Annotated in this window: 10 protein-coding genes; 3 read left to right on the top strand and 7 right to left on the bottom strand. The window is 72.2% G+C overall.

All coding sequences use genetic code 11. The features are described from left to right. The 6 genes from ABZ659_RS35335 to ABZ659_RS35310 all read right to left on the bottom strand — a co-directional run. On the bottom strand, positions 1-1,740 hold a 1,740-nt coding region (locus ABZ659_RS35335), incomplete at its 3' end, for a hypothetical protein (RefSeq protein ID WP_360228944.1). Between the two features lie 496 nt (positions 1,741-2,236). Further along, positions 2,237-2,599, bottom strand: a complete 363-nt coding sequence (locus ABZ659_RS35330; RefSeq protein ID WP_360228941.1) for a hypothetical protein — start codon at positions 2,597-2,599, stop codon at positions 2,237-2,239. Continuing rightward, complete coding sequence (locus tag ABZ659_RS35325) at positions 2,596-2,802, bottom strand: hypothetical protein (protein ID WP_360228938.1); 207 nt, start codon at positions 2,800-2,802, stop codon at positions 2,596-2,598. Before ABZ659_RS35325 ends, ABZ659_RS35330 begins: the two co-directional genes overlap by 4 nt. After that, positions 2,799-3,698 carry a protein spdB gene (locus tag ABZ659_RS35320; RefSeq protein WP_360228935.1) on the bottom strand — a complete coding sequence of 300 codons (900 nt, stop codon included), beginning with the start codon at positions 3,696-3,698 and terminating at the stop codon, positions 2,799-2,801. Before ABZ659_RS35320 ends, ABZ659_RS35325 begins: the two co-directional genes overlap by 4 nt. Before the next feature lie 2 nt (positions 3,699-3,700). After that, positions 3,701-4,021, bottom strand: coding sequence for a hypothetical protein (locus ABZ659_RS35315; protein ID WP_360228932.1), 321 nt, complete (start codon positions 4,019-4,021; stop codon positions 3,701-3,703). After that, the gene (locus tag ABZ659_RS35310; protein ID WP_360228929.1) at positions 4,018-5,979 is read right to left on the bottom strand and encodes a helix-turn-helix domain-containing protein; all 1,962 of its coding nucleotides are present in this window, start codon (positions 5,977-5,979) and stop codon (positions 4,018-4,020) included. Before ABZ659_RS35310 ends, ABZ659_RS35315 begins: the two co-directional genes overlap by 4 nt. A 355-nt stretch (positions 5,980-6,334) precedes the next feature. On the opposite strand from ABZ659_RS35310, the gene ABZ659_RS35305 reads away from it, so the two are divergent. Further along, positions 6,335-7,066, top strand: a complete 732-nt coding sequence (locus ABZ659_RS35305) for a GntR family transcriptional regulator (protein WP_360228926.1) — start codon at positions 6,335-6,337, stop codon at positions 7,064-7,066. 467 nt (positions 7,067-7,533) lie between these two features. Here ABZ659_RS35305 and ABZ659_RS35300 read toward each other — a convergent pair whose 3' ends face one another. Continuing rightward, on the bottom strand, positions 7,534-8,007 hold the full coding sequence (locus ABZ659_RS35300) for a hypothetical protein (protein WP_360228923.1): 474 nt from the start codon (positions 8,005-8,007) through the stop codon (positions 7,534-7,536). Positions 8,008-8,419: 412 nt separating this feature from the next. Here ABZ659_RS35300 and ABZ659_RS35295 point away from each other — a divergent pair, with 412 nt between their 5' ends. Beyond that, positions 8,420-8,794, top strand: coding sequence for a hypothetical protein (locus ABZ659_RS35295; RefSeq protein ID WP_331722149.1), 375 nt, complete (start codon positions 8,420-8,422; stop codon positions 8,792-8,794). A 20-nt stretch (positions 8,795-8,814) separates the two neighbouring features. After that, on the top strand, positions 8,815-9,120 hold the full coding sequence (locus ABZ659_RS35290) for a hypothetical protein (RefSeq protein WP_360228920.1): 306 nt from the start codon (positions 8,815-8,817) through the stop codon (positions 9,118-9,120). Positions 9,121-10,097: the final 977 nt, after the last annotated feature.

Below are 10,097 nucleotides of genomic sequence, written 5' to 3'. Positions count from 1 at the left end.
GGGGGTCTGTGCGGCGATGAGTTGGCGGAGGAAGTCGGCGTGCAGCTGCTTGTGCGCGGTGGTGAGTTCGGCGGGGGTGAGGGTTTCCGGCAGGGCAGCGAGCGCGTCAGCCAGTTCGCCGCGCAGTCGCAGCATCAGAGCCTCGGCCCGTCGCTTGGCCGCCTTGCTCTGCAGGCGTTCGAGCATCGCGGCCTGGACGTCGGCCAGCTCCTCCGCCGTGGCGATGCGGACGTGGTCGGCGCGGCCTCCGAGGCTGCCGACCATGTCGCCCACCGAGTCGTAGAACTCGCGCACGACGACGTCCTCCATCTCCTTCTCCGCGTCGGTCCGCTCGACCGTGCCGTACGCGTCGCCGGTGAGGACCACGCCGCCCGTCAGCGGCTCCTTGGCGGCACCCGCGTACACGAACTCCAGGTCGCCCTCCTCGGAGTCGTCGCCCACCAGGTGGACGTGCCCGCGCAGGCCGCGCGTCCACTCGATGGCGCGGCGTCCGGCGAACGCGTCCTCGTACTCCGCCCACCAGGCGCGGAGCTGATCGGGCCTGCCGTAGCCCTCCGCCAGGCGCGGGTTGGTGCCGCGCACCTCGATGTCCCAGAGCCGGTAGAGGATCTGGAAGGGCGTCATGGACTTCCGGCCCCGGCCGGTCTTGTTGTCGGCCCGCACGGTCTCCATCGCGGCGGCGGTCGCGGCGTCGAGGTCGGCGGTCACCGAGTCGGCCGGCGGCTTCCCGTCCTGCACCTTGGTCAGGTACTCGATCAGGGCCGCGTCGTCGGCGGACCGCACGATCGTCACCATGACGCCGTGGCCCTTGCCCTTGCACTTGCAGTCGCGGATCTCGCAGTCGGTGGACGGCTCGAAGGCCGGGTCCATCTTCTTGAGCGTGGCGGCCCAGAAGTCGCGCAGCCAGTCCTCCCACGCCTCCAGGTCGTCGGCCGTGGGGTCGAAGTAGCCGGTCACCGTGCCCTTGGCGGGGGTGCCGTCGAGGGTGCCCCCGAGGAAGACCAGGAGGTTCATGTGCGGGTGGTAGCCGTTGGCCTGCGACCGCGTGACCTCCGAGGCGCGGACCATGCCCGCGTACCCGACCTTGTGGCGGATGCCTTCCTCGGCCGGGCGGACGGAGTGGCCGAAGCTGCCGTCCTTGCGCTCCCACCAGGAGACCGACTCGGGGCGGCCGTAGAACGCGGGGTCGGTCAGCATCCGCTGGTAGGCGCCGGGCACCCGCCGCGGCTTGCCCGACCGGTCGAGCACCGGTTCCCCGCGCGCGTCGAGCTTGGGTTCGCCCCACAGCGCGGACGCGAGCCGGGCCAGCTCGGTCGTGCGGTTGTGGCGGGCGGTGAGCACCACCACGGCGAGGATGCCGCCCTGGGCGATCCAGCGCAGGGCGCCGGTCTTCAGCTCCTCGGTGCGGCCCCGGCGGATCGAGGCGGAGCACTCGGGGCAGAACCAGATGCGCCCGCAGCGGACCAGGCCGATGGTCACGGCGTACCCGCGTGTGGACCGAGCGACGATGACGCCGGTCTCCGGGTCGAGGATGCGGACGCCGCACCCCTTGCACGCGTCGATCTTCGACAGCCGGTTGAGGACCTTCCGGCCCTGCCACCGGCGGATCGAGGCGGAGGCCGCCTTGTCCGCGCGGGTCTGTTCTGAGGGGCGCGACGCCCCCTCAGACTCCCCAGTTCCACTCTCCGGACGTTCTTGCAGGTCAGAGGCGGTCTGGCCGTTCTTGGAAAACTCTGTCAACCCTTTACCAAGGTGGACACCTTCGGTGCCCTGTTCTTGCAGGTCAGACCCCGTTTTCGGGGCGGTTTTGGCGTCCGCCTCCGATGCCCGCTTTCGGCAGTTAGGCGAGCAATATGACTGTCCGGGCATCTTGCGCGTAAAGCGCCGTCCGCACCCCTTCCGGCGGCAGCGAGGCCGCGCGGGGCCGGAGACACGAACGGCCCCGGTCAGCGACGCGTCCGAAGGAGCGGTCGCCACAGGGGCCTGTGGTCCTGCATCATGGGAATGCACTACGTGAGCACCAATCCTGAGTCCGTGGAAAGTCGAGGGAGCTTGGTGTTCGCTCCGGGCCCGCCGTGCTACCGGCGGGCCCTTTGCGTTGTCTGGGGTTGTGGCGCTGAGCCTGCCACAAAGTGGCGGACAGTCAGCCGATATACGCCCAGAGACCCGTGCGGCAGATGTGACTTGATGGGCCGTAAGGAGCCCCGCCAGCCGAAAGGCCGGCGGGGCTCCGGTGCTACGCGGCTTCGACCGTCCACTCCCACGGCTCGCCGTCGGCGGCGGCACGGGCGGCGGCGTCGGCCAGGGCGCGGGCGAGGGCGGACGCCCGCGGCTTGAGGTGCCGGGTGCGGGAGACCTTCAGCAGCACCTCGGAGACGCGGCCGGCGTCGGCGGCCGGGAAGGCCAGGGCCTCCCTGCCCTCCATCGCGGCGACCAGGGGGGCCACCGACTTGCGGTCGTTGTACGGGACGGCATTGGTCACCCACGGGGCGAGGGCGACCACGTCCGCCAGGAGGTGGCGGTCCTGCCCGAAGAAGTCGGCGCCGTGGCTGGTGACCAGGCTCGGTTCGGCGTCGTGGATCGCGGGTCGGCGGCTCATGCTGCGGCTCCCATCCGGTAGGCGAGCTGGGTAGCGGCGGCGAGGATCAGGCGCACCTCGGGCTCGCCGTCGAGCAGGAGTCGGTTCGAGGCAGCGGGCGCCGGCGGAACCGGCGCGGGGGCCGGGTCCGGGCGGTGGCGCAGGGCCACCGCCAGGACCACGAGGGCGACCACCACGGTGGCGAGGTAGGCGAGGGCGATCACGAGCCCACCGCCTCAGCCGTCGTGACGCGCTTCCAGGACGCCCGGAGCCGGGTCTCCCCGGCGCTGTGCCCGGCCTTGCGGAACGCGGCGGCGAGGGCGTTGTACGTCATCGGCGGGTTGGTGCTGGCCCTCAGCTCCGAGACGATCCGGTCGATCTCGTCGTCCGTGAGGGTCGGCGCCTCGATGGCGGCCAGCTCCTCGAAGCTGCCCCACACGGGGAGCTGCCAGCGAGGCTGTGACGCGCCCTGTGACGCGGGTGTGACGCGCTCTGTCACGCAGGTCAGAGCCCTGCCGGTGCCGTCGCCCTGCCGGACTCCATCCAGCTCCGACCACGCTCCGGAGAGCCGTCGGGCGGCCCGTGCCTGTGCCTCTGCGACGCGCTTCCCGGCGCCCGTGACGGCGTCGAGGCGAGTCTCCTCGGTGCCCGCCTCGGCACGAAGTTCGGCGCGGGCGATGGCCGCCTGGTCGCGGGCACCCTGCTGGATCGTGGCGATCCGGTCGAGGGCGGCCGGGGTCAGCGCGGTGCGCTCCCAGAGGCCGTGCACGAGCCACAGCGCCTTCGCGGCGAGCGGCAGCCAGGCGACCGCCAGCCACGGACCGGGCGAAGGCTCACCGAGCGCGTGGGCGACCAGGACGCCAGTCGCCACCGCCCCGAAGCCCCAGCCGACTCCAGTGATCACGTTGCTGTGGTCGCCCTGCCGGGCCAGCCGCCGCTCGTACGCGAGCGTGGCCAGCCAACCGCCGTCGAGGCCGATGCCGACGACCAGGGCGATGCCCCACGGCATCGAGCCACCGAGCCACATCACGATCACGGCCAGGGTGAGGACCATGCTCACGGCCGTCATGGCGACCGCCGGGCCCACCGTGGCAAGCCGCTTGACGTTGAGGTTCTTCATGGTCACTTCCCCTTCCGGATCTCGCGGATCAGCAGGTACGACACGCAGCCGCCGACCGTCACGGCGACGGCGACCAGGGCGACGGCCAGGAACAGGGCGGTCAGGACGCAGGCGCAGGCGGCGCCGCCCGCGACCCACGCGGCGACCTTGCCGGTCGACCGGCCGCCGGCCTTTCCGTGCGAGCAGCTGCACGCGGCGTGCGCGGCCGGGGCCGGGGTGGCCGCCTGCACGGCCTGGACCACGGCGAGGATCTCCGCGATCCGCTCGGTGTTGGACTCGGCCGCGCGGGCGTCGGCCACGGCCTGGGCGAGGTTGGCGCTCATGCTGCGACCTCCACACGGATCGTCGTGCCGTCCTTGGCGAGCAGCCCGCGCTTGACCAGCGCCTTGACCGCGCGGTCGACGGAGCCGGGGTTGATGCCAATCGCCTTGGCGATCTCGGCGTTGGTGGACGTGCCGCCCTGCACCGCCTTGAGCACGGCGGCCTGGTTGTCGGTCAGGTCGGCCGGGATGGCAGCCGCAGGGGCGGCGGCGGGGGCCGGGGTCGCGTCCTTCACCAGGCGGAGCGGGGCGGCGGGCGCGGGAACGGCCGGCGCCACCGACGACCGGCGCCAGATCGGGCGCGCGGGAAGGGCGATGACCTCCTTGGGGGTCATGAACCGCAGCTTGATCGGATTCCGCCGCTGCTTCGGGCCCTTGTCCTGGTCGAAGAGCAGCGCGTAGCCGGGCATGGGCAGGTCGTGGGCGGGCCAGTCGGAGCGGCCGAACACGGTCTGCGCGTCGGTCTGGTTGGCGACGGCGAGCCCGAGCTTGATGGTCATCTGGCCCGCGATCTGCGAGTCGAGGCCGTGGCCGTCGCCGGACAGGGTCGGCTTCTGCGTGGCCGGGCACAGGATGATCTCGGCGGCCCGGTACTTCCGGGCGATCGTCCGCAGGCCCTCGATCACGTCCTGGTAGTCGCGCTTCTTGCCGTCCTCGTCCTCGTACTTGGTCTTGCAGTCCTGGAGCAGCTCGCCCATCTCGTCGACGAACACCGTGATGCGGGGGCGCTCCGGGCTGATCGAGATGACGTCCTCGCCGCGCGGCAGGAACTTCAGCCGCTCCTCGCCCTCCGCGATCAGCTCCTGGACGACCTCGCGCATCTCGTCCAGCTCGACCGCCGTACGGGCGCGGTGCTCCCAGTTCCGGGCCTCCACGTACTTCCGGTCGAAGATGACGAGCCGGTGGTCAGCGGGCTCGGACGCCTCGGCCATGAGCGGCCGGGCCGAGTACGACTTGCCCGACCCGGACGTACCGGCGATCAGCATCCGCTTGCCGAGCGGCACCGGGATCGTCTCGCCGGTCACGGTGTCGATGGCCCAGCAGTCGCCCGGCTTCCACCCGGACAGGCTGATCCCGTCCGAGGCGCTGCGGGTCCGCAGGATGATCGTCGCGCGGTCGCCGTGCGATCCGGCCTTGACCTCGACCCGCAGGTCGGTCCGCGCGCCCAGGAGCGCGCGGATCTCGTCGGTCTTGGCCTTGAACGCCTTCGGTGTCCACCGGTCGTCCAGCCGCACGTGGGAGACGAGACCGGCGGCCGTCAGCTTGGCCGGGGTCGGGACCGTGCCGGACAGGCCGCGCGCGTCCGCGTTCGGCACCCAGTACGTCGGGTCGAGCCGGGAGGCCAGCCGCTTCTCCTCGGCTGTCATCGAGTCGTCCACGTCGGCGGCGACCTTGCGGCGGCCGATCCACAGACCGGCGACGTTGAGGCCGATCAGGCTGAGCGAGGTTCCGGCCGGCCACACCGTCCAGTGCTCCGCCGACGACATGACGTACGAAGCGAGCCCTGCCGGGATGGTGTGCGCGGCGTGGGCGCGGACGGCGAGCTGGCGCATCGTCGCGGGGTAGTTCCGGCGGGCGGTCTTCAGGTCGGTGCGGGCGACCTTGGCGTGTCCGCGCGCGGCCTTGTCGGCGGTACGGGCGGCGCGGCGGCCGCCGTTGAGCGGGTTCTTGCTCGCGGCCTTCGCTGCCTTCCGCTGGCTCGCGGCGGTCGCGGCCGTCGACCGCGCCGACGTGTTCGCGCGCTGAGCGGCAAGCAGCGCCTTCAGGTTCTCCGGGGTGCGGAGCTTGGTCCGGCGGTCGGCCTCGGCGTCCCAGCGGGCCGCGAACGGGGCGCAGACCGGCGCGGCGACGTCGAGCGCGCGGCCCGTGGCGGCGGTGGCCTTGTTGATCCGGTCAGCCGAGAACGAGCGGGCCGTTTTGGTGCCGGTCCCGATCTTGTTCCATGCTGCTGCGTAGTCCACGAGTGCTCCTTCAGTGGTCGTGGATCAGGGCCGGGATCGCCGTTCGCGCGGCACCCGGCCCGCCTGGTTTGTGGCGGTTTCCGAGACCGCAACCTCCCTTGCGGGCGGTTGCGCCCCCGCAAGCGCGTGACCTGCGGGTTTCGGTGTTGCGGTGGTTTCCGGGAGGGGGCCCCTACGCGTACGCGCGCGAGGGACCCCGTTTCGGAACCCATCCGGCGACCCCTCGGAAGGGGCCGCCGAACAACATCCATACTGTGGTAGCACAGTTGGTGTGTCAAGCCCTACACTGTGTTAGGTCACCGCATTGGATGCTGTGCTAGATCACCGAACCGTTCACCCGCCGAAGGAGCCCGTCATGTCCTCGCTGGAGCGCACGCCCCCGTACCTCCAAGTCGTCGCCGCCCTGAAGTCGAAGATCGTCAGCGGCGAGCTGAAGCACGGCGACACGCTGCCGTCCGTGCGCGAGCTCGCGACGGAGTACGGCATCTCCACCGCGACCGCGCAGAAGGTCCACCGCACGCTGAAGGCGGAGGGCCTGGCAGAGGCCCGCCAGGGCTCGGCCACCACGGTCAGCACGCGCCGGACCCTGCACCGCACGGCCGCCGACCGGTTGGAGTCCGCGCTCACCACCGGGCGGATCTACGCCGATGGCGAGTACGCCGTCATCACGAACGCCGACCTGACCACCCCTCCCGAGTGGGTCGCGGACCTCCTGGGCGTCGAGGGCGACGGCCCGGCGCTCCGCCGCCAGCGGGTCACGCACAACGCCGACGCCGAACCCGTCAGCGCCAGCACGAGCTGGTTCTCCGCCGACCTCGCGGAGACCGTGCCCGCCCTGCTGTCGCGGGAGCGCATCCCCGGCGGCACCCCGTCCGCCATCGAGGCCGTCACCGGCCGCCGCGCGGTGGCCTCCGAAGAAGCCAGCGCCGCCGACGCGGCCACCCAGGAGCAGGCGGGCCTGCTCGGCGTCGAGCCCGGCGCCCCGGTCCTGCTGAGCCGGAACGTCTACGTCGACGCGCAGGGCGACACGGTCGAGGTCGGGGAGTCCGTGGCCCCCGCCCGCCGCTGGCGCTCCCACCGGAGCTGACCCCCGGTCCGCCCACACCGAAGCCCCCGCCGATCCGTATTCGGCGGGGGCTTCGTCGTGCCAACTCCCGAACGTACCCGCACGCGCCCGCCACGGGGCCGCTGAGCGCCGTTCTCCCGCTTCCGCGACTCTCAGCCCGCCGGAGTCCTCACAAGCCGTCAGAACGGCGCACAGGGGCGCGCCGTGGGAGGACGTGCCGGTTACTGCGCCTCCGGCGGCCCTCCGGGGGGCCACCGCTCCCAGAGGGGGTGGGGGATCGCGGGTGTCTGCGGGTCCGTGGGTGGGTCGGCGGGGTCGCGGGTTCCCTCCGGTCGGACAGCCCTCCGCACCATGCCGCACGACCGCCCGGGGCGGCTCCGCAAGCTCCGCCACCCCGAACGCCCGCACGGCCCACCGTGAGTGCCGCCCGACCGGAGGGAACCCGCGAGAGCCCCGCCTTGCGAGGCGAGCGCGAAAGGCCGGCGGACCTACTCGCCGTCGGCGGCCTCCGGCTCGAAGAGGGTCGGGGCCTCCGCCGTCGAGGGCGGGGCGAGGCGCCGGCGCTTCTGCGGAGCCGGGGCCGGAGCAGGCGCCGGGCGGGGCGCGGCCTGGCGGGCTTCCAGCTCCCGGAGCTGAGCGTCGACCTCGTCTATCGACCGCACCCACCCCTCCCCCGGATCGGCGGCGGCCGGGGGCGGGACCGGTGCCCGAGTTTCGTCAACTGTCGGAACGGGGTCCCGCCGGGTATCGACAGTTGACGAAACGGGGCGCACGGCGTCGGCCCGGCCGCGCGAGTAGGCGACCAGCCTCATCTCCGCTTCGCGCCGGGCCCGGTACGCGTACTCGCGGTGGGTACGGGAGCAGTAGTCCCTGCTCCGGCCGACGCCGGATTGCTTGATCGGGCCACCGCACCACGCGCACAGCTTCTCGCCGTCGGCGGCCCTCGGGGTGTCGCGCTTCATGCCGCCCGACCGTACGCCGTGCGGCACGTCTCGTAGGGCGGCGCGTCCCGCCGACGAAAGCGCCGGCGCTTCCCCGCGGCTCCACCCCGGCCGCGCTCCCCGCGTACGTCACCGCCCACCGCCGTACGTCTCCGAGATGACGTACGCCGCCCACCGCCAGGAGCACGCCGACGACCGAGCACCTCTGGCACTTCTGCTCGCCGCCCCAGATCAACGCCCGCTGTCCCGCACGACGGACCGCCTCGAACAGATCCCCCACACCTATGCATCACGACCCAACGGCCGCCCATACCGCCCAAATCACACACCCAGGCATTCCCAACAAGTCGGCCCTTGCGCAATGTGCACACCCCGTGTCAGTCTCTTGGTGTGCACAAAGCGCACACCGATCGAATCGGGGAGGACCACCGCCATGTCTGTGATCGTTGAGAAGACCGCCGGGAACCGTGCCGAGATCTCGTGGAGCCCTCAGGAGGACGACCCCCGCGGCTACCTCGCCAAGGCGATCGAGTCCGAGCAGCTCGCGTACGCGCTGGAGTCGCTCGGGGCGAGCGAGGCCGGCCACACCGAGCCGACCGCGAACGAGGACTACGCCGTGGCGATGACGACCGCGACCGCGAACCTCGCGCAGCTCCTGGAGCGCCGCGCCGCCGTCCAGGTCGTGCAGCTCCGCGACCACTACGGCCTGTCGTGGCGACGCATCGCCGTCGCGCTGTTCGAGGACGCGGAGAAGCAGTCCAGCGTCCGGCGCATGTACGAGTCCGGCCGACGCCACATCGGCATCTGACCCAGCACCCGGAGGACACCGTGACCGACACCCGTTGCCCCGCCGCCCACCCCGACGACCCGACCCCGTGCGACGGCCCGGCCGTCGTGACCGTGCTCGACCGGCAGAACGCCGGGGCGGACGGCTGCGAGCACCACGCCGCCCGGCTCCTGGCCTCTCTTGAGGGTGGCCGGGTCTACCCCCTGCCCGACGCGCCCGAGGGCGCCGCCATCCGCGTCTTCAAGGCGGCTGACGGCACGCGGCCGTTCGCCTGGCACGAGGACGCGCCGCGTACCCAGCCGTCCCAACTCAGCAACCGCGAGAACCGCGAGCGCGACGCCCGCTGACGCACAAGAACGTCGAAGCACCGCCGCTCAACCCGAAGGCCCGCACCGCACGGTGCGGGCCTTCGTCGTGTGCAGTCGACCGAGGTCAGGCCGGCCGCTCGGGAGGACCAAGGTATCGACACCTCCGGCGTCGATACGGAGCCGTGCAAATGCTGCGCGAGCACGGTCGGCGGCGAGCACCAGGAGGAGGCCGTCGAAAGGCCGGCGGAACCTCGGGCCGTGCTCCGGAGAAGGGTCCCGTACGGAAGTAGTCGGCGCCGCCGGACCCCTTGACCCCGCACGTCGGCAGCCCCTCCGGCCCGACCTGGGGGCAAGTTGTAGAGCAACTTGGAGGGCAAGTTGTAGAGCAACTTGTGAGGCAACTTGGAGGGCAAGTTGTAGGGCAAGCTGCGGCTCCCGACCTTGATCAGACAGGGGTGGTGGACAAAGGGGGTTCCCCGTCCTCGGGGAACCCCAGCCGTCCCGGCCGGGGTCGCGGGAAGCTCCCCTTCCCGCCCAACTTGCTCGCGCCGACGGGCAGCAGATCCGGGCAGCGAGTTGTGGGTTACTGACCCCAGTAACGCGCTCCGGTCGCGCCGCCCGACGGCAGCAGATCCCGGTAGCGAGTTAGTGCTTACTGGTACCAGTTTCGCGTCGGCCGGGGACGGCCGCGGGTGTAAACCGACCCGTAAAACGAGGTGTGACAGGGCCACCTCCGGACCCCCGCCCCGACCTGCACCGGCGCCCTTCCATCTCCCTGACCACCCCCTCTCCGGGACCTCCGTGGGGGTGGTCAGGGAGTTTCCAGGGGTTCAGGTCGGGGCGGGGGTCCGGAGGTGGTCAGGGAGTGGTGAGGGGAGTTTCGAGGGTGGCGGGGTGGAGTTGGGCGGGGACGGGGGTGGCGGGGGTCTGTGCGGCGATGAGTTGGCGGAGGAAGTCGGCGTGCAGCTGCTTGTGCGCGGTGGTGAGTTCGGCGGGGGTGAGGGTTTCCGGCAGGG

It is taken from the genome of Streptomyces sp. NPDC006997 (assembly GCF_040635175.1).
Classification (GTDB): Bacteria; Actinomycetota; Actinomycetes; order Streptomycetales; family Streptomycetaceae; genus Streptomyces.
Note: the sequence above shows the minus strand (reverse complement) of the source record. Positions and strands in the feature narration are given on the sequence as shown.